Below are 17827 nucleotides of genomic sequence, written 5' to 3' on the forward strand. Positions count from 1 at the left end.
CCTCCCAAGGTCCGCCCGGCAGGCGGCCGGGTCAGGCGCCGAGTTCGCGAACCGCCTCCGCGAACGCGTCACCGCGCTGGTTGTAGTTGGTGAACATGTCCATGGAGGCACAGGCCGGGGCCAGCAGGACCGTGTCGCCTGCGGCAGCGAGGCGCTGCGCCTCCTGGACTGCCTGGAGCATCGCCCCAGTGTCGGTCCGGTCGAGGTCGACGACGGGTACTTCCGGCGCGTGTCGTGCCAGCGCTTCGCGGATCAGGGCACGGTCCGCCCCGATGAGGACGACGCCGCGCAGCCGCTTCGCCGCCCCCGCCACCAGTTCGTCGAAGGTCGCGCCCTTCGCCAGGCCGCCGGCGATCCACACGATCGACTCGTAGGCCGCCAACGAGGCTTGTGCCGCGTGGGTGTTGGTCGCCTTGGAGTCGTCGATGTAGGCGACCTGGTCGATGTCGGCCACGTGCGCGATCCGGTGGGCGTCCGGCGTGAAGGCCCTCAGACCGTCCCGTACGGCCGCCGCGGGCACCCCGAAGGCACGCGCGAGTGCGGCCGCCGCAAGGGCGTTGGCGATGTTGTGCGGGGCGGGCGGGTTGACGTCGGAGACCTCGGCGAGCTCCTGGGCGTTCTTCTGCCGGTCCTCCACGAAGGCCCGGTCGACCAGGATGCCGTCCACCACGCCGAGTTGGGAGGGCGCGGGCGCACCGAGGGTGAAGCCGACGGCCCGGCAGCCCTCCTCGACGTCGGCCGCGCGCACCAGGTCCTCGGTGGCCTTGTCGGCGACGTTGTAGACGCAGGCGACGCGATTGCCTTCGTAGACACGGCCCTTGTCGGCGGCGTAGGCCTCCATGGAGCCGTGCCAGTCGAGGTGGTCGGGCGCCAGGTTCAGTACGGCGGCGGAGTGGGCGCGCAGCGAGGGTGCCCAGTGGAGCTGGTAGCTCGACAGTTCCACCGCGAGGACGTCGTAGTGCTCCTCGCCCAGGACCGCGTCGAGGAGCGAGACGCCGATGTTGCCCACGGCGGCCGTGCGCAGGCCCGCCGCCTTCAGGATGGAGGCGAGCATCTGGACGGTCGTGGTCTTGCCGTTGGTGCCGGTGACGGCGAGCCAGGGCGCGGCGTCGGGGCCGCGCAGCCGCCAGGCGAGTTCGACGTCGCCCCAGACCGGCACGCCGGCCTCGTGAGCGGCCGCGAACAGCGGCTTGTCCGGCTTCCAGCCGGGGGCCGTGACGATGAGTTCGGTGCCCGGTGGCAGGGTCGCGCCGTCGCCGAGGCGCACGGTGATGCCCAGCGCCTCCAGTTCGGCCGCCTGGGCGCGGGCCCGCTCGTCGTCGCCGTCGTTGACGACCGTGACGAGAGCGCCGCGTTCGTGCAGCACCTTGGCGGCCGGGACGCCGGAGACGCCGAGCCCGGCGACGGTGACGCGCTTGCCCTGCCAGTCGGTCACTTCTCCGCCGCCCATCCCGCGTAGAAGATGCCCAGGCCGACGATCACACAGATGCCCTGGATGATCCAGAAGCGGACCACCACAAGGACTTCGGACCACCCCTTGAGTTCGAAGTGGTGCTGGAGCGGCGCCATTCGGAAGACGCGCTTGCCGGTCATGCGGAAGGAGCCGACCTGGATGACCACCGACATGGTGATCAGGACGAACAGGCCGCCGAGGAGGGCGATCAGCAGCTCGGTGCGGGAGCAGATCGCGAGACCGGCGAGCACACCGCCGAGCGCCAGCGAACCGGTGTCCCCCATGAAGATCTTGGCGGGCGAGGTGTTCCACCACAGGAAGCCGAGACAGGCGCCCATCAGCGCGGAGGCGATGACCGCGAGGTCGAGCGGATCGCGCACCTCGTAACAGGCGCCCGGGTTGGTCAGACTCTCGCCGTTGGCGCAGGACTCCTGGAACTGCCAGACGCCGATGAAGGTGTAGGCGCCGAAGACCAGGACGGAGGCGCCGGTGGCGAGGCCGTCCAGACCGTCCGTCAGGTTCACGCCGTTCGACATCGCGAGGATCATGAACAGCGCCCAGACGACGAACAGCACCGGGCCGATCGTCCAGCCGAAGTCGGTGATGAACGACAGCTTGGTGGAGGCCGGGGTGTTGCCGCGGACGTCCGCGAACTGCAGCGAGAGCACCGCGAAACTGATGCCGACGATCAGCTGGCCGGCCATCTTCGCCTTGGCCCGCAGGCCCAGCGAACGCCTCTTGACGATCTTGATGTAGTCGTCGAGGAAGCCGACCAGGCCCATGCCGACCATCAGGCCGAGTACGAGCAGACCGGAGTAGGTCGGGGTGTAACCGGTGATGACCTTCGACAGGAAGTACGCGGCGACCGTCGCGAAGATGAAGGCGATGCCGCCCATGGTCGGCGTGCCGCGCTTGCTGCCGTGTGTGCGCGGGCCGTCGTCGCGGATGTACTGGCCGTAGCCCTTGCGGGCAAGGAGTTTGATCAGCAGCGGGGTGCCGACCAGGGTCAGGAAGAGGCCAATGACTCCTGCGAACAGGATCTGCTTCATCATCGGGCGGAAACCTCACCCTCGGCACCGGTTGCCAGCAACGCCTCGGCGATGCTTTCCAGGCCGACCGAACGGGACGCCTTCACGAGTACGACGTCTCCCGGGCGCAACTCGCTGCGCAACAGGTCGACCGCCGCCTGTGCGTCGGACACGTGCACCGACTCCTCACCCCACGAACCCTCGTTATATGCGCCCAGTTGCAGCCAGGACGCTTCCCTGCCCCCGACCGCGACGAGCTTGCCGACATTGAGCCGGACGGCGAGCCGTCCGACCGCGTCGTGCTCGGCGAGCGCCTCGTCCCCGAGCTCGGCCATCTTGCCGAGCACCGCCCAGGTCCGCCGCCCCCGGCCCATGGCCGCGAGCGCGCGCAAGGCGGCTCGCATGGACTCGGGGTTCGCGTTGTAGGCGTCGTTGACGACCGTCACGCCGTCCGGGCGCTCGGTGACCTCCATACGCCAGCGGGAGAGGGAGCCCGCCTCGGAGAGCGCGGTGGCGATCTCTTCCGCGGACATGCCCAGCTCATGGGCGACGGCGGCCGCGGCGAGCGCGTTCGACACGTGGTGCTCACCGTACAGGCGCATGGTCACTTCGCTTGCACCGGAGGGTGTTCGAAGCAGGAAGGCGGGCTGTCCGCTGTCCGTGAGTCTCACGTTCTCGGCGCGTACGTCCGCTTCGCCGGACTCTCCGAAAAGGATCACCTTCGCCTTGGTACGGGACGCCATGGCCCGTACGAGGGGATCGTCGGCGTTGAGGACCGCCGCGCCGCCCTCGCTCGCCGAAGGGAGGGCCTCCACGAGCTCGCCCTTGGCCTGCGCGATCTGCTCGCGGCCGCCGAACTCGCCGATGTGTGCGGTCCCGACGTTGAGTACGAGGCCGATCTTCGGCGGGGTCAGGTCGGCGAGGTAGCGGATGTGGCCGATGCCGCGGGCGCCCATCTCCAGGACGAGGAACTTCGTCTCCTCGGTGGCGCTGAGCGCGGTCAGCGGCAGCCCGATCTCGTTGTTGAGCGAGCCGGGCGTGAACACCGTCGGCGCCTTGTGCCGGAGCACCTGGGCGATCAGGTCCTTGGTGCTGGTCTTCCCGGCGGAGCCGGTGAGGGCGACGAGGGTCGCGCCGAGCCGTCGTACGACATGACGCGCGAGGGCGCCCAGAGCCGTCTGGACGTCCTCGACGACGATCGCGGGCACGCCGACGGGGCGGGACGCCAGTACGGCGACCGCGCCCGCCTGTACGACCGCCTGGGCGAAGTCGTGGCCGTCCACGCGCTCGCCGACGAAGGCGACGAAGAGGGTGCCGGGCCCGGCTTCCCGGGAGTCCCGGACGACCGGTCCGGTGACCTGGACGGACGGATCCGGTATGTCGTGCGTCTGCCCGCCGACGACTGAGGCGATCTCGGCGAGAGAGAGGGCGATCACAAGTTCATCCCTGGGTCTTCTGGATAGCTTCGCGAAGCACCTGGCGGTCGTCGAAGGGACGTACCACCCCGGCGATGTCCTGGCCCTGCTCGTGGCCCTTGCCCGCGACCAGCACGGTGTCTCCGGGCCGTGCGCGGGACACGGCGGCGGCGATCGCGGCGGCCCGGTCCTCGAAGACCTGGACCTCGCCGCGCTCGTGTGCTGGTACGGACGCCGCGCCCTCGAGCATGGTTGCGAGGATCGCGAGGGGGTCCTCGGAGCGGGGGTTGTCGGAGGTCAGTACGGCGGTGTCGGCGCCCCGGGCCGCGGCGGCGCCCATCGGCCCGCGCTTGGTCCTGTCACGGTCGCCGCCGCAGCCGAGCACGAGGTGCAGCCGGCCCTCGGTGACCTTGCGCAGCGCACGCAGCACCGATTCGACGGCGTCCGTCTTGTGGGCGTAGTCCACGACCGCGAGGTACGGCTGCCCCGCGTCCACCCGCTCCAGCCGCCCCGGCACGCCCGGCACGGCGGCGATGCCGTCGGCGGCCGTCTGCGGGTCGAGGCCGGCGGCGGCGAGGGCGACGATCGCGGTGAGGGTGTTGGCCACGTTGAAGGTCCCGGGGAGCGGCGCCCTGGCGGTGATCCGCTCTCCCTTGGGGCCGATCACCGTGAACGTCGAGTCCATGGGGCCGACTTGGACCTCCTCGGCGCGCCAGTCGGCGTCCGGGTGGCCCTCGGCGGAGAAGGTGACGACCGGGACGGTGGCCTCCTTGGCCAGCCTGCGCCCGTACTCGTCGTCGAAGTTGACCACGCCGAGCCTGCTGCGTTTCGGCGTGAACAGCTGTGCCTTGGCCCGGAAGTAGTCCTCCATGTCGGAGTGGAACTCCATGTGTTCCGGGCTGAGGTTGGTGAAGACGCCGATGTCGAAGATGCAGCCGTCGACCCGGCCGAGGACCAGGGCGTGGCTGGAGACCTCCATGGCGACCGCCTCGACGCCGCGTTCGCGCATGACGGCGAACAGGGCCTGGAGGTCGGTGGCTTCGGGGGTGGTGCGCTCGGACTTGATGCGCTCGTCGCCGATGCGCGTCTCCACCGTGCCGATCAGGCCGGTGGACCTGGCCGTCCTGAGCCCGCCCTCGACGAGGTAGGCGGTGGTGGTCTTGCCGGAGGTGCCGGTGATGCCGATCTGGAGCAGATCGGGTCCAGGGTGGCCGTAGATCGTGGCGGCCAGTTCGCCCATCTCCGCGCGCGGGTCGTCGACGACCAGGACCGGAAGCCCGGTCGCCGCGGCGCGCTCGGCGCCCGCCGGGTCGGTCAGCACGGCGACCGCGCCGAGGCCCGCGGCCTGGGTGACGAAGTCGGCGCCGTGCAGGCGGGCGCCCGGCAGGGCGGCGTACAGGTCGCCGGGGCGGACCGCGCGGGAGTCGTGGGTGATGCCCGTGACCTCGGCGGCGGTTTCCGGTGCGGTGACACCCAGCTGATCGGCGAGTTCCGCGAGGGGTGTGGCGGAGACCTGGACCGGCCTGGGCGGCCCCGGATATGTCACGGGTGCGCCCTTCTGGGTGGTTTGGGACTGATCAGCGTGTGGCACGGCGGTGAGCGTACCGGGCTCACCCGCCTCGGGGCGAAGTGAGGGGCCGGGGGCGCCCTGGTTGCCGGAATCGGGGGTGATCGTCGTCACGAGCTGGTTCCTGGGGGTTCCGTGCTGAACAGGGCTGGTCAGGGTTTGAAGGTGACCGGAGGGTTCGCGGCCTTGGCCCCGGTGGGCGGTACCTGGAGGGTCTTCAGGGCGAACTCCATCACCTGCTTGTAGACGGGACCGCAGATCTGCCCGCCGAAGTAGCTGCCCTCGGTGGCGTTCTGGATCGCGCAGTAGACGGTGATGCGGGGCTTGTCTGCGGGGGCGAATCCGGCGAACGACGAGGTGTAGCCCTTGTACTTGCCGGTGGCCGGATCCACACGGTTGGCCGTGCCCGTCTTGCCCGCCACCCGGTAGCCGGGGATGCGGGCCTTGGTGCCGGTGCCCTCCACGTCGTCCACGACGGACTCCAGCATCCGGGCGAGGGTCTTGGCCGTCTTGGCACTGACGACCCTTGTCTCCTTTGGCTGCGCTGCCGGGGTGAAGCGCCCGTCGGGCCCCTTCGTACCGCGCACGAGCGTGGGTTCGACGCGTACGCCGCCGTTGGCGATGGTCGAGTAGACGGACGCCGCCTGCATCGCGTTGATGGACACGCCCTGGCCGAAAGGAATCGTGTACTGCTGCGAGGTCGACCACTTGTCGGGCGCGGCGAGGATGCCCGGCGTCTCGCCCGGGAAGCCGAGCCCGGTGTAGCTGCCGAGGCCGAACTTGCGCAGGTAGGAGTACAGGACCTGGTTGGCCTCGGGCTGGGTCTTGCCGAGCTGGCCGGTCGCGAGGATCGTGCCGATGTTGCTGGACTTGGCGAGCACGCCGTTGAGGGTGAGGTACCAGGTCGGGTGGTCGATGTCGTCCTTGAAGAGCCGGTCACCGCGGTGCAGCCGGTTGGGCACGACGACCTGCGTGTCGGGCGTGGCGACGTTCTCCTGCAGTACGGCGGCCATCGACATGACCTTCGCGGTGGAGCCGGGCTCGTACGCGTCCTGGAGAGCCGCGTTGCCCATGTTCACGGAGCTGGCCGTGGACAGGTCGTTCGGGTCGAAGCCGGGCGAGTTGGCCATGGCGAGGACCTGGCCGGTCTGCGTGTCCTGCACGATCACATAGCCGCGGTCCGCCTTGGACGCCTCGACCTGCCGGGTGATCGCGTTCTGCGCGGCCCACTGGATGTCCCGGTCGATGGTGAGCTCGACATCGCTGCCGGGCACCGCGGGGGTCTCGGCGGAGCCCGCGGTCGGCACCTGGCGGCCTCCGGACTGGGCGTAGCGGATCTTGCCGTCCTTGCCGGCGAGCAGGCCGTTCAGCTGCTGCTCGACCCCGCCGCCGCCCTTGCCCTCGGCGTTGACCCACCCCAGTATCCCGGCGGCGAGGTCGCCGTTCGGGTACACGCGCTTGCTGGTGGGGACGGCGAGGACGCCCGCGAGGACGTTGACCGTGCTCGGGTCGGTCTCGGCCTTGGTGCCCAGCGCGGTCTTCAGGTCCTTGATCTGCTTCCAGACCTGCGGGGTCTGGCGGTTGGCGAGCACGGCGTAGCGGCTGTTCTTGTCGGCCGGCCTGAGCTTCTTGACGATCGCGTCCTGCTCCTGGCCGAGGATGGGTGCGAGCAGGGCGGCCGCCTGCTCGGGTCCGTCGTCGATCTTCAGCTGCTTCCGGTTGAACAGCGTGGGGTCCGCGGTGATGTTGTACGCGTCCACGCTGGTCGCCAGGGCCACACCGTCGCGGTCGGTGATCCCGCCGCGCTCGGCGGCCAGGGTGTAGCCGACATACCGGTTCTGCTCGGCCTTGGCGGCGTACGTGCTCGCGTCGACAGCCTGCACCTGGAGCAGTCGTACGACGAAGGCGATCAGTACGAGGGTCAGCGCGAGGCCGACCATCCGCAGCCGGGGGCGGGGGCTGCCCAGCCGGATGACGCGGGGGGCCGCGGGGCGGGGCGCCGCCGGGCGGCGGGACGGGCGGGCGCCGGGGCCCGGGCGGCGCCGGCCGACGGGGCGGGCGGGGCGCTCGGGGCGGGCGGGCCCGGGCACGCGGCGGCGCGGTGGTTCCCTGTCGGACACTTCCGTCACCTGCCGGGGGTCGAGGTCGGGGTCGGGGTCACTGTCGGGGTCGTGAGGGACGGGGAGAAGGGGGGCGCGTCGGCCGGCTGGACCGGCTGGACCGGCTGGGCGGTGTCCGTCGCCGGGGGCGGGGCGGTTGCGGTGTCCATCGCCTCGGGGGCGAGGACGAGGGGGACGCCCATCGAGGCCGGCTCGGCGCCGGAGGCGGGGCTCGGTACGCCCTTGACGGTGCCGTCGGGGTTCAGGAAGGCCGGGTCGCCGCCGGGCACCATGCCGAGCTCGCGGGCGCGGCGCTGGAGGGCCTCGGGAGCGGAGTAGGCGTCGATGTCCCGCTGGAGCGACTGTTCCTCGTCGGTGAGGCTCTTGGTCTCCTTCTGGAGGTCGTCCAGCTTGAACGACCCTGCGCTGAGCGCCGAGTTCAGCGCCAGCAGCCCGATGAGACCGCCGCCGAGGAGCAGGACGACGAGGAGGACGAAGGGAGTGCGGGCAGCCTGTCCGGAGCCCGCCGATACCGGGAAGAGCCGCGCGAGACGGGCGGCCCTGCCCCTCAGCTGGGGTTTCCTGCCCATGCGCCCTCCCCCGGAGTCCGGTTCCCCAACTCGCTCACACCCCTCACGCCCCTCACTCGATGGACTCCCTGATGCGCTCGGCTCCACGCAGTCGCGCCGGTGCCGCCCGCCGGTTCTCGGCGACCTCTTCCTCGGTGGGAAGTTCGGCACCGCGCGTGAGCAGCTTGAGCCGGGGCTGGTAGCGCTCGGGGACCACGGGCAGGCCGGGCGGCGCGGTGGTGGCGGCGCCCGCCGCGAACACCTGCTTGACCAGCCGGTCCTCCAACGAGTGGTACGACAGGACGGCGATGCGTCCGCCGACGTCGATGGCCTCCACGGCGGCCGGGATCGCCCGCTCCAGGACGGAGAGTTCGCCGTTGACCTCGATGCGCAGGGCCTGGAAGGTGCGCTTGGCCGGGTTGCCGCCGGTCCGCTTGGCGGCCTGCGGCAGGCTGTCCCGGATCAGCTCCACCAGCCGCGCGCTGTTGGAGAACGGCTCCTTCTCCCGCTCGCGCACGATCGCGGACACGATCCGCTTGGCCTGCTTCTCCTCGCCGTACGCCCTGAGGATCCGGACGAGCTCGCCGGGCGGGTAGGTGTTCAGGACCTCGGCGGCGCTCATGCCGGTCGTCTGGTCCATGCGCATGTCGAGCGGGGCGTCCTGCGCGTAGGCGAAGCCGCGGTCGGCCTCGTCGAGCTGCATGGAGGACACACCGAGGTCGAACAGAACGCCCTGCACGCGCGCGATGCCGAGCCTGTCCAGTACCTCGGGCAGCTCGTCGTACACGGCGTGCACGAGGGTGGCGCGCTCCCCGTACGGGGCGAGGCGCTCGCCGGACAGGCGCAGCGCCTCCTTGTCGCGGTCGAGGGCGACGAGCCGGGCCTCGGGGAACCTCGCCAGGAGAGCCTCGCTGTGGCCGCCGAGACCGAGGGTGCAGTCGACGACGACCGCTCCCGGCCGCTCCTGAAGGGCGGGGGCCAACAGGTCCAGGCACCGCTGGAGCATCACCGGGACGTGTCGACTCTGGCTCAACTGGGCCTCTCAGGTCCGACGCGGGCGCCGCACGCACCGCCGGGTCCCCGCCCTCCCCCGGTGAAGGGGAGGCCTGCCGGCGCCGAAAGCGTCAGCCGACCGGGAGCGGGAGGAGGCCGAGCCGTACGTACGCGCCGCGCACGTGGGGAGATCTCCGGAAAATCGCCGGGGTCTCCGGGGAAAACAGTCCGCAGGGAGACCTCGCCTCCCGCTTCGCGTCACTTTAGTCCACGGTGTCGCGCGGTCAATCAACCGGCCTGCGCGTCGCGGTCCGGCGTGGGCGCGATGCGGCAAACCGGGAAAAATCCCTCGCCCGGACGTATCCGTCTCACTCCTGTGGGTTACCTCACAGTGAGCACGTGATAACGCTCTTTTTCCTTTCTCACGACAGGACCGGAAACAGCGTGACCAGTACCGTCATGGGTATGACGACTTCTGCATCGGTTCCCACAAGCCCCGAAGGCGCCATAGCTCGCCGCGGCACTGTCACCGACCGTCTCGTGGAGGCCAACGAACGGTACGCGGCCGCGTTCGCCGACCCCGGGATGGACGCCCGTCCCGTGCTGGGCGTCGCCGTCGTGGCCTGCATGGACGCACGTCTCGACCTGCACGACGCCCTCGGTCTGGAACTCGGCGACTGCCACACGATCCGCAACGCCGGCGGTGTCGTCACCGACGACGTGATCCGCTCGCTCACCATCAGCCAGCGCAAGCTCGGCACGCGCAGCGTGGTCCTCATCCACCACACCGGCTGCGGCCTGGAGGCGATCACCGAGGACTTCCGCACCGACCTGGAGATGGAGGTCGGCCAGCGTCCCGCCTGGGCGGTGGAGGCCTTCCGGGACGTCGACCAGGACGTACGGCAGTCGATGCAGCGGGTGCGCACCTCGCCCTTCCTACTGCACACCGACGACATCCGCGGCTTCGTTTTCGACGTCAAGACCGGCTTGCTGCGCGAGATCGACCCCGCGTAAAACACCCGTGACCGTCCGCCGCAGCTGTCGTTTCGCTGTTGATTTCGAGCCACAGGGCGCCCAAAACGGCGTAAGACCCGACATAGCGCGGGCAGTTGTCCACAGGCGAGTGACACGAATCGGTAACGGCAGCAAGAATGCGGGTGTGGCGTCACGCGGAACTATTCACGCGTGGTGTCCGTGTTTCGGGGTGGGCCGGTCACGCATCGAGCGCGTCGGCCCGGAAAGAACGGGCCGAGGAGGGCCGGGTGACGACCTATGACGATCGAGCGAGCCTCACTGATCTGACCGCCACTGTGGAGCGTGTCCGCAGTTCCGTGGAGGGTGTGATCGAGGGCAAGCCCGAGGTCGTACGGCTTTCGCTGACCGTACTGCTCGCCGAGGGGCATCTTCTGATCGAAGACGTCCCCGGCGTGGGCAAGACCATGCTCGCCAAAGCGTTGGCGCGCTCCATCGACTGTTCGGTGCGGCGTATCCAGTTCACGCCCGACCTGCTGCCCTCGGACATCACGGGTGTGTCCATCTGGGACCAGCAGCGCAGGGACTTCGAGTTCAAGCCGGGGGCGATCTTCGCGCAGATCGTGATCGGCGACGAGATCAACCGTGCCTCGCCGAAGACGCAGTCCGCCCTTCTGGAGTCCATGGAGGAGCGGCAGGTCACCATCGACGGGCAGACCTACGAGCTGCCCAGCCCCTTCATGGTGGTGGCGACCCAGAACCCGGTCGAGATGGAGGGCACCTACCCGCTGCCGGAGGCCCAGCGCGACCGCTTCATGGCCCGCGTCTCCATCGGCTACCCGAGCGCGGAGGCCGAGCTGCAGATGCTCGACATCCACGGCGGGGCGAGCCCTCTGGACGACCTCCAGCCGGTGGCGCACGCACACGACATGGTGAAGCTGATCGACGCCGTCCGCGGCGTCCACGTCGCCGACACGGTCCGGCGGTACGCGGTGGACCTGGTCGCCGCCACCCGCACGCACCCCGACCTGAGACTCGGCGCCTCCCCGCGCGCGACGCTGCACCTGCTGCGCGCGGCGAAGGCGTCCGCCGCCCTCAGCGGCCGGGAGTACGCGCTGCCGGACGACGTGCAGGCACTCGCCGTCGCGGTCCTTGCCCACCGGCTGCTGCCCACCGCGCAGGCCCAGCTGAACCGGCGTACGGCGGAGCAGGTCGTGCAGGAGATCCTCCAGCACACCCCGGTGCCCGCGGCGCCCCAGCAGAGCGGCATCGGCGTGGGCCGTCCCGCTACGCCTTACGGCCAGCAGCCGCCGCGGAGGCTGTGATGAGCACCGGGGCGACCGGGCACGCGGAGCCCGACCGGGGCGACCAGGGCGGTGTGCGCACGGCCCTGGCGGGTCTGACCACCCGTGGCCGCTCCTTCTTCGCGGCCGGGATAGCCGCGGCCATCTGCGCGTACGTCCTCGGGCAGAGCGACCTGCTGCGGGTCGGACTGCTGCTGGCCGTGCTGCCCCTGATCTGCGCCACCGTGCTCTACCGCACGCGTTACCGGGTGGCCGGCAGCCGCCGGCTCTCCCCCGCGCGCGTGCCGGCCGGCAGCGAGGCCCGCGTCCATCTGCGGATGGACAACGTCTCGCGGCTGCCCACGGGCCTGCTGATGCTCCAGGACCGGGTGCCCTACGTCCTCGGCCCCCGCCCCCGCTTCGTGTTGGACCGGGTGGAGCCGGGCGGCCGCCGCGAGGTGTCCTACCGCGTCCGCTCCGACCTGCGCGGCCGCTACCCGCTGGGCCCGCTGCAGCTGCGCCTGACCGACCCGTTCGGCATGTGCGAGCTGACCCGGTCCTTCTCGACGTACGACAACCTGACGGTGATCCCGCGCGTGGAGCCGCTCCCGCCGGTGCGGCTGACCGGCGAGGCGAAGGGCTACGGCGACGGACGACTGCGCTCGCTCGCCCTGGCCGGCGACGACGACATCATCCCTCGCGGGTACCGCTACGGCGACGACCTGCGCCGGGTGCACTGGCGCTCCACCGCGCGCTACGGCGAGCTGATGGTGCGCCGCGAGGAACAGCCCCAGCGCTCCCGCTGCACGGTGCTCCTCGACACCCGGGGCCTCGCCTTCCAGGGCGCGGGCCCCGAATCGGCCTTCGAGTGGGCCGTCTCGGGCACCGCGTCCACCCTGGTCCACATGCTCGAACGGGGCTTTTCCGTACGACTGTTGACGGACACCGGCAACTCGGTGCCCAGCGAGGGCGCCGACGGCTTCGCGGGCGCGAGCCAGGAGTCGGCGGACGCCGCCGGGCTGATGATGGACACCCTCGCGGTGATCGACCACTCGGACGGCACGGGCCTGTCGCGGGCGTACGACGTGCTGCGCGGCGGGAACGAGGGGCTGCTGGTGGCCTTCTTCGGCGACCTAGACGAGGAACAGGCCGCGGTGGCCGCCAAGATGCGGCAGCGCAGCGGCGGAGCCGTCGCGTTCCTGCTGGACAGCGAAACCTGGGTGCGGGAACCGAGCGACGCGCCCGGCCCGTTGGACAGGAGCGGGGAGCGGCTGCGGATGCTGCGCGAGGCGGGCTGGACGGCGCTGAGCGTGCCGCGGGGCGCTTCCCTGAACGAACTGTGGCGTCAGGCGGACCGGGACCGTACGGGTGTCGGTGCGGCCGGCGGCGGGGAGGGGTCGGCATGAGCGGGCGGGCACGACTGGCGCTGTGCGCCTGGGCGGCCACGCTGATGGCGGCGTGCGCCCTGCTGCCGCTCGTCGAGCCGGCCACCTGGATCCTGCAGGCCGCGCTCCTGCTCGGGATACAGACGGGCGTGGGTGCGGCGACCCGGCGGGTGCCGCTGGCCCGGCCACTGACCGTGGCGGCGCAGGCTCTGGTCACGCTGATGCTGCTGAGTCTCGTCTTCGCCCGGCAGCAGGCCTTCCTGGGGCTGTTCCCGGGACCTGAAGCCTTCGTGCGCTTCTCCGACCTGCTGCGACAGGGCAGCGACGACATCGCTCGGTACGCGATTCCGGCGCCGCTGACGTCCGACGGCATCCGGCTGATGATCATCGGCGGGGTGCTGGTGATCGGACTCGCGGTGGACACCCTCGCGGTGACCTTCCGCAGCGCGGCCCCGGCCGGCCTGCCGCTGCTCGCGCTGTACTCCGTCGCCGCGGGGCTGTCCGACGGCGGCGCCGACTGGCTGTGGTTCCTGGTCGCGGCGGCCGGTTATCTGCTGCTGCTCCTGGCCGAGGGACGGGAGCGGCTCTCGCAGTGGGGCCGGGTCTTCGGCGGGGCACCGCGCACTCCCGGCGCTGAGTCCGGCGGCCCGGTGGCCCCCGTCCGCACCGGCCGCCGCATCGGCGTGGTGGCGCTGGGCGTCGCCCTCGTGGTCCCGCTCGCCCTGCCCGCGATGAACGGCGGCCTGCTGGACGCCACCGGGACGGGTGTGGGCAGCGGCAGCGGCGGCGGGGGCACGATCTCCGCGGTGAACCCGCTGGTGACCCTGCGGGACGATCTGAACGTGGACGAGGACCGCCAGGTCCTGTCCCTGAAGACCGACGACAACACGGACCTCTCGAACCTCTACCTGCGCATCGTGTCGCTGGACAACTTCGACGGCACCAGCTGGAAGCCGTCCAAGCGGTCCATCACCGCCGTTCCGGACGGCGAGTTCCCGACACCCCGCGGGCTGGGCGCGGACGTCAAGCGCGCGGAGATCGAGACCACCATCTCGGCGTCCAACACATACGCGCAGACATGGCTGCCGATGCCGTACCCGCCCAGCGGCGTGCAGATCAGCGGCAACTGGCGCTACGAACCCGAGGGCATGACGCTGGTCGGCGACAAGGGCCAGAACACTCGCGGTGCGACGTACGAGGTGAAGAGCCTGGACGTGCGCCCGACGGCGGAGCAGCTCGCCGCCGCACCGCCGCCGCCCCCGGCCCTGGAACGCGATTACACCGATCTGCCGGACTCCCTGCCGGGCGTGGTGGCCCGCACCGCCCGCGAGATCACGGCGGACGCCAAGAACCCCTATGAGCAGGCCGTCGCGCTCCAGGACTACTTCGCCGTCACCGGCGGCTTCGAGTACGACACCCAGGTGGACGTCGGCAGCGGCTCGCAGGCGATCGCCCGCTTCCTGAGGGACAAGCAGGGCTTCTGCGTCCACTTCTCCTTCGCGATGGCGGCGATGGCCCGGTCCCTGGGCATACCGGCCCGGGTCGCGGTGGGCTTCGCGCCGGGGTCCCCGCAGGCGGACGGCTCGGTGTCGGTGGGGCTGAAGGACGCCCACGCCTGGCCCGAGCTGTTTTTCGAGGGCGTGGGCTGGACCCGCTTCGAGCCGACTCCGAACCGCGGTTCGGTGCCCTCGTACACCGTGCCGGACTCGACCGGAAGCACGCTCCCGGATGTGACCCAGCCGTCCCTCGAGACGTCCACGGCGCCCTCCGCGGCGCCCTCGACGAGCGAGAGCTGCACGGCGGAGCAGAAGAAGCTGGAGGCCTGCGAGAGCGAGACCCCGGCGGCCGCGCTGGGCGGTGGTGACGACGGTATGAAGTGGTACTGGGCGTTGCTCCTGGCCCTCGGAGGCCTCGCCCTGGCCCTGGCGATCCCCTCGGCGCCGATGCTGTGGCGACTGCGCAACCGGTCCGTACGGCTGGGCGCGCACGGCCGCTCCGAGGCGGACGCGGCACGGCACACCCTGGCGGTCTGGCTGGAGCTGACCGACACGGCCTGGGACCACGGGATCCTGCCGGACGACTCGCAGACCCCGCGCAAGGCGGCCGCCAGGATCGTCCGGCTCGGGCATCTCGACCCCACGGCGGCGGCCGCGGTGCACCGGGTGGCGGACGCCGTGGAGCAGGTCCTCTACGCGCCACGGCCACGCCCGACGGCGGGGCTCGCGCAGGACGTCCGCCTGGCGATCGACGGACTGCGGAGCACGGTCGGCCGGGGCACCAAGCTGCGCGCGGTCGTCGCTCCGCGTTCCACCGCACGGGTGGTGTGGGCGCTGTCGGACTGGTGGACGGACGTGAGGTCCCGCGTGGCGGCGGCCCGTCCGAACCTGCGCAGGCCCTCGGGTCAGCAGGGCTGAGGCCGGGCCGGCGGGGTCCGGCGGATACGGTTCAGCGCACTGCGGGCCCCGGGTCGTGACACGACCCGGGGCCCGCAGTGCGCTGTGCGCTGTGCGCTGTGCGGGCAGGGGATCTCGGTCAGGCGGCAGCCGCTTGTCAGCCGTGGCGACCAGCCGACTGCCGGCCGACTGCCAGTCGCCCGAACGAGGGCATGCGTGAGGGGGTGACCACCACTTGGGTGGTCACCCCCTCACGCAACAGGCGAGAGCTGTTCGTCGAGCTACTGGCCCTGTTGTTCGTCGCGGCGCCGCTGCCAGCGCTGCTCGATGCGGTCCATCATGGAGCGCCGCTGCCGTCCCTGATCACGGGGCTGCGGGCCACCGGCGGGCTGTTCGCCCGGCTTGGGAGCCTTGCGCCAGCCGGTTACCGCGAGCACCGCACAGCCCAGCATGACCAGGAAGCCCACCACGCTGAGCCAGACCTGCTTGGCGACCATACCGGCCATGAGGAGCGCGATACCCACGAGGAAGCCAGCGACCGCTTGGTAGACCCGTCGCCGGGTGTACGTACGCAGCCCGCTTCCCTCGAGCGCTGTCGCGAACTTGGGATCTTCGGCGTACAGCGCTCGCTCCATCTGCTCGAGCATTCGCTGCTCGTGCTCCGAGAGCGGCACGGAGTCCTCCTCATCGTGCAGTCGCCGGGGCGACCCGGGGGTCCCTTCAGGATAGGCAGGGAATCGCCCCCGTGAAACCCGCCCCTCTACGCCAATTAGCCAACCGAATCCGCCATGAGCGTCTCGGCCCGCTGAGGCTTCCATTCCCCAGGAGCCGACCCGTCATGCCGGGCGGTCTCCCTCGATCATACGGCGCAGAGCGTCAGAGCGGGGGGCCTGTGGCGTACTCCATGTGCGCCCAAGTCCCTGATCAGCAGCACAGCACAAGTGGGGCTCAGCCCTCGGCGGCCCCCGACGTCACGCCAAGCACATGAAGCTGCGTGGCCACGGAGTGGAAGGCGGGCAGCTCGGCGGCCGCCTCCTCCAGCTTCAGCAGCGCCTCCACCGCCCCGGGCTCGGTGTCGACCAGCACCCCGGGAACGAGGTCGGCGAAGATCCGTACGCCGTGCACGGCGCCGACCGTGAGGCCCGCACCCTGGACCAGCTCGGTGAGCTGCTCGGCGGTGAAGCGGTGCGGTACGGGGTCGCCCTCGCCCCAGCGGCCGTTCGGGTCGTCGAGGGCCTGCTTGGCCTCCTTGAAGTGGCCGGCGAGGGCCCGCGCGAGCACGGCGCCGCCGAGGCCGGCGGCGAGCAGGCTGAGGACGCCCTCGGACCGCAGCGCGGCCACCGCGTTGCGGACGCCCTCGGCGGGGTCGTCCACGTACTCCAGCACGCCGTGGCACAGCACCACGTCGTAGCCGCCGCGCTCGACCACGTCGAAGAGGCCGTGGGCGTCGCCCTGGACGCCCTGCACACGGTCGGCGACGCCGGCTTCGGCGGCGCGGCGCTCCAGCGCGAACAGCGCGTTCGGGCTGGGGTCGACGACGGTGACCCGGTGGCCGAGGCGGGCCACCGGCACGGCGAAGTTGCCGCTGCCGCCTCCGGTGTCGAGGACGTCCAGCGCCTGGCGACCCGTGGCCTTGACCCGGCGGTCGAGGGCGTCCTGGAGGACCTCCCAGACCACGGCGGTACGGAGAGAGGCGCGGGGGCGCATCGGGTCCGGCACGGCAGTTGACTCCTCGGCGCGGCACCGCCTCTGGCACGGCGGCGCGAACGGGGCGCCTCCCTGCCCCGGCTGCGGGAAAGGGAAGCTTCAGGCGCTTCCCACCCTATTGCCTCCGGTGCCCTGGCCGGTCACCGCGGTCTCGCGCCTCCGGGCCGTCTCACACGGCGGACTCGGGGCCTTTCCGTTGTGCCGCAGCGGTGGTCCGCGCGACCGCCGACGGCGGGACGGGGACACGGTGGCACCTCCATCGGAGGCGGCCGACCGGGCTCTCAGCCCGCGTCCGGGAAGTCGCGGTCGGTGGTGTCCTGGTCCTCCGGCTGCTCCGCGTCCTGGCGTGGCTGGGGCAGGACGGGCTGGAGCACCAGCATGCGCTCGACGAGGCGCAGGAACATCGCCACGTCGCGTATCAGGTCGTCGGCGTCCCGACGGCTGGCCGCGCCCTGGATGCCCGCCTCCGCCCGGGCGCGGCGCCGGGCTCCGGAGGCGAAGAGCGCGCTCCACTCGGCGAGTTCGGGCGCTATCTCGGGGAGCACTTCCCAGGCGCTCCGGATGCGGGCCCGGCGTCGGGGTGTGGGCTCGGGGCGCCCCCGCGCGGCGAGCACGGCGGCGGCGGTGCGCAGGGCGGCCAAGTGGGCCGTCGCATAGCGCTCGTTCGACGTCTCCAGGGTCGCCGCCTCGTCGAGACCGGCACGGGCCTGGGCGAGCAGATCGAGGGCGGCCGGTGGGGCGGTTGTCCGGCGGAGCACGGGGTGCACGTCACTCGCCGGGCCGGTCAGTGAGGGGGCAGGGCCGGTGGCGCGGCGCCGGCGGGCGGCGGCTGCGTTGTAGGTGGCCATGACGAACCTCCTGTCGTCTGTGTGACGGCTTCGCCCCGAAACGGGGTGCCGTATGTGCCCATCGTGAGGTATGCCACTGACAATCCGTTCTGACCTGGGCTTTTGCTTCGATCTG

General features: G+C 71.5%; 14 protein-coding genes. 4 read left to right on the forward strand and 10 right to left on the reverse strand.

Features of this window, described 5'->3' with window-relative positions; genetic code table 11:
- Positions 1-31: 31 nt before the first annotated feature.
- The 7 genes from murD to rsmH form a co-directional block, all read right to left on the reverse strand.
- The gene (gene murD / locus QFZ76_RS14705) at positions 32-1450 is read right to left on the reverse strand and encodes a UDP-N-acetylmuramoyl-L-alanine--D-glutamate ligase (RefSeq protein WP_307674157.1); all 1419 of its coding nucleotides are present in this window, start codon (positions 1448-1450) and stop codon (positions 32-34) included.
- On the reverse strand, positions 1432-2502 hold the full coding sequence (mraY, locus tag QFZ76_RS14710) for a phospho-N-acetylmuramoyl-pentapeptide-transferase (RefSeq protein WP_266448620.1): 1071 nt from the start codon (positions 2500-2502) through the stop codon (positions 1432-1434). Before mraY ends, murD begins: the two co-directional genes overlap by 19 nt.
- Positions 2502-3917, reverse strand: coding sequence for a UDP-N-acetylmuramoyl-tripeptide--D-alanyl-D-alanine ligase (gene murF, locus QFZ76_RS14715; RefSeq protein ID WP_307674158.1), 1416 nt, complete (start codon positions 3915-3917; stop codon positions 2502-2504). The genes mraY and murF overlap by 1 nt, the downstream gene beginning before the upstream one ends.
- Before the next feature lie 4 nt (positions 3918-3921).
- Positions 3922-5442 carry a UDP-N-acetylmuramoyl-L-alanyl-D-glutamate--2,6-diaminopimelate ligase gene (locus QFZ76_RS14720; protein ID WP_307680014.1) on the reverse strand — a complete coding sequence of 507 codons (1521 nt, stop codon included), beginning with the start codon at positions 5440-5442 and terminating at the stop codon, positions 3922-3924.
- A gap of 173 nt (positions 5443-5615) precedes the next feature.
- Complete coding sequence (locus QFZ76_RS14725) at positions 5616-7583, reverse strand: peptidoglycan D,D-transpeptidase FtsI family protein (protein ID WP_373464300.1); 1968 nt, start codon at positions 7581-7583, stop codon at positions 5616-5618.
- A gap of 5 nt (positions 7584-7588) precedes the next feature.
- Positions 7589-8152 carry a septum formation initiator family protein gene (locus QFZ76_RS14730; protein WP_307674160.1) on the reverse strand — a complete coding sequence of 188 codons (564 nt, stop codon included), beginning with the start codon at positions 8150-8152 and terminating at the stop codon, positions 7589-7591.
- 52 nt (positions 8153-8204) lie between these two features.
- Positions 8205-9164 carry a 16S rRNA (cytosine(1402)-N(4))-methyltransferase RsmH gene (rsmH, locus tag QFZ76_RS14735; protein ID WP_307674161.1) on the reverse strand — a complete coding sequence of 320 codons (960 nt, stop codon included), beginning with the start codon at positions 9162-9164 and terminating at the stop codon, positions 8205-8207.
- Between the two features lie 425 nt (positions 9165-9589).
- Between rsmH and QFZ76_RS14740 the strand changes: the two genes are divergently transcribed.
- From QFZ76_RS14740 to QFZ76_RS14755, 4 genes are all read left to right on the forward strand, one after another.
- Positions 9590-10138 carry a carbonic anhydrase gene (locus tag QFZ76_RS14740; RefSeq protein ID WP_307674162.1) on the forward strand — a complete coding sequence of 183 codons (549 nt, stop codon included), beginning with the start codon at positions 9590-9592 and terminating at the stop codon, positions 10136-10138.
- Between the two features lie 248 nt (positions 10139-10386).
- Positions 10387-11421, forward strand: a complete 1035-nt coding sequence (locus QFZ76_RS14745; RefSeq protein ID WP_307674163.1) for a MoxR family ATPase — start codon at positions 10387-10389, stop codon at positions 11419-11421.
- On the forward strand, positions 11421-12785 hold the full coding sequence (locus QFZ76_RS14750) for a DUF58 domain-containing protein (RefSeq protein WP_307674164.1): 1365 nt from the start codon (positions 11421-11423) through the stop codon (positions 12783-12785). The genes QFZ76_RS14745 and QFZ76_RS14750 overlap by 1 nt, the downstream gene beginning before the upstream one ends.
- Positions 12782-15178 (forward strand): DUF3488 and transglutaminase-like domain-containing protein, encoded by a 2397-nt coding sequence (locus QFZ76_RS14755; RefSeq protein WP_307674165.1) that lies wholly within the window; start codon positions 12782-12784, stop codon positions 15176-15178. Before QFZ76_RS14750 ends, QFZ76_RS14755 begins: the two co-directional genes overlap by 4 nt.
- Before the next feature lie 260 nt (positions 15179-15438).
- Here the strand turns inward: QFZ76_RS14755 and QFZ76_RS14760 are convergent, their stop codons facing one another.
- From QFZ76_RS14760 to QFZ76_RS14770, 3 genes are all read right to left on the reverse strand, one after another.
- A complete protein-coding gene (locus tag QFZ76_RS14760; protein WP_266440945.1) occupies positions 15439-15831 on the reverse strand; it encodes a DUF3040 domain-containing protein in 393 nt (130 codons plus the stop codon).
- Positions 15832-16105: 274 nt separating this feature from the next.
- Entirely contained in the window at positions 16106-16876 is a 771-nt protein-coding gene (locus tag QFZ76_RS14765) for a methyltransferase (RefSeq protein ID WP_307674166.1), read from the reverse strand.
- 269 nt (positions 16877-17145) lie between these two features.
- On the reverse strand, positions 17146-17712 hold the full coding sequence (locus QFZ76_RS14770) for an SAV_6107 family HEPN domain-containing protein (protein WP_307674167.1): 567 nt from the start codon (positions 17710-17712) through the stop codon (positions 17146-17148).
- Positions 17713-17827: the final 115 nt, after the last annotated feature.

Origin of the sequence: Streptomyces sp. V4I2, from assembly GCF_030817655.1 — a bacterium.
GTDB classification, from domain to species: domain Bacteria; phylum Actinomycetota; class Actinomycetes; order Streptomycetales; family Streptomycetaceae; genus Streptomyces; species Streptomyces plumbiresistens.

Excerpts from the sequence above, each read along its gene's own strand:
- QFZ76_RS14750 (WP_307674164.1), top strand. The coding sequence starts at position 11,421 with ATGAGCACCGGGGCGACCGGGCACGCGGAGCCCGACCGGGGCGACCAG.
- QFZ76_RS14770 (WP_307674167.1), bottom strand. The coding sequence starts at position 17,712 with ATGGCCACCTACAACGCAGCCGCCGCCCGCCGGCGCCGCGCCACCGGC.
- QFZ76_RS14755 (WP_307674165.1), top strand. The coding sequence starts at position 12,782 with ATGAGCGGGCGGGCACGACTGGCGCTGTGCGCCTGGGCGGCCACGCTG.
- QFZ76_RS14730 (WP_307674160.1), bottom strand. The coding sequence starts at position 8,152 with ATGGGCAGGAAACCCCAGCTGAGGGGCAGGGCCGCCCGTCTCGCGCGG.
- murD (WP_307674157.1), bottom strand. The coding sequence starts at position 1,450 with ATGGGCGGCGGAGAAGTGACCGACTGGCAGGGCAAGCGCGTCACCGTC.
- QFZ76_RS14740 (WP_307674162.1), top strand. The coding sequence starts at position 9,590 with ATGACGACTTCTGCATCGGTTCCCACAAGCCCCGAAGGCGCCATAGCT.
- mraY (WP_266448620.1), bottom strand. The coding sequence starts at position 2,502 with ATGAAGCAGATCCTGTTCGCAGGAGTCATTGGCCTCTTCCTGACCCTG.